The sequence below is a fragment of the Oleiphilus sp. HI0067 genome, from assembly GCF_001635735.1.
On sequence record NZ_LWFI01001182.1, the window covers coordinates 1 to 889 of the forward strand.

The 889-nt window shown below is 43.8% G+C and carries 2 protein-coding genes; one reads left to right on the forward strand and one right to left on the reverse strand.

The window, feature by feature from the left end; translation table 11 throughout:
- A partial coding sequence (locus A3739_RS17405; protein WP_156502654.1) for a TRAP transporter large permease subunit occupies positions 1-507 on the forward strand: 507 nt, incomplete at its 5' end.
- Positions 508-630: 123 nt separating this feature from the next.
- Here the strand turns inward: A3739_RS17405 and A3739_RS17410 are convergent.
- The coding region (locus tag A3739_RS17410; RefSeq protein ID WP_068502206.1) for a response regulator at positions 631-889 on the reverse strand (259 nt) is incomplete at its 5' end.

Here is an 889-nt window from a genome sequence, read left to right on the forward strand (position 1 = left end):
TTTCATAAGGCTGTAGATAATTCTGCTATTCAGATTGGTGCTTTGCTAATGCTGATGGCGTGTTCATTTACAGTTGGCGGCATCATCGAGCGTGGGGGCGGCGTACTAGAAATTCCAGAAGTATTTGAATCGCAATATGCTGCAATGATCTTTATGGTCTTGTTCTTAGTGCTGATCGGAATGGTTATGGATCCGTTCGGTGCGTTGATTTTGGTGACGGGTACCATCGCGCCGGTAGCTTATGCTCAAGGGATTCATCCTATTCACTTCTGGATGACCGCATTGATGGCGTTTGAGTTGGGTTATTTGAGTCCGCCAGTGTCATTGAATCACTTGTTAACGAGACAGGTTGTTGGTGATAAAGAGGTGACATTGGCATTACAAGAAGGTGACACTTTCTACTATCGTCATGAGCGTATTATCTTGCCATTACTCGTTATGGGGACAACCTTGATTCTTGTGGCATTTGGTCCGCTTATTTACTTTGAGTTTTATCCATTGCCATAGTGCTCTATATAGAGCAGGGAAGTAGAGCTTTATTGTTACGGGATTAAGTACTTTTCCCTTTATTTGGAACATAAAAAAACGGCGCTAAAAGCGCCGTTTTTTTATGTCTGGGTGTTTGGCTCGTTATGCTGCGCCAACTAACTTTTTGATGCTACCAACAACATTGTCGCCTTTGAATGGCTTAACAATCCAGCCTTTTACGCCAGCCGCTTTGCCGCGAGCCTTCATGCGTGGGTCGCTTTCTGTTGTGAGCATAATAATATTTACGCCTTGGTTGTTAAGGTCGCTACGTACCTTTTCAGCCATGGTTAAACCGTCCATGTTTGGCATGTTCACATCTGAAATAACGAGCTTAATTTGACTGTCGCGCTGTAGCTTATCA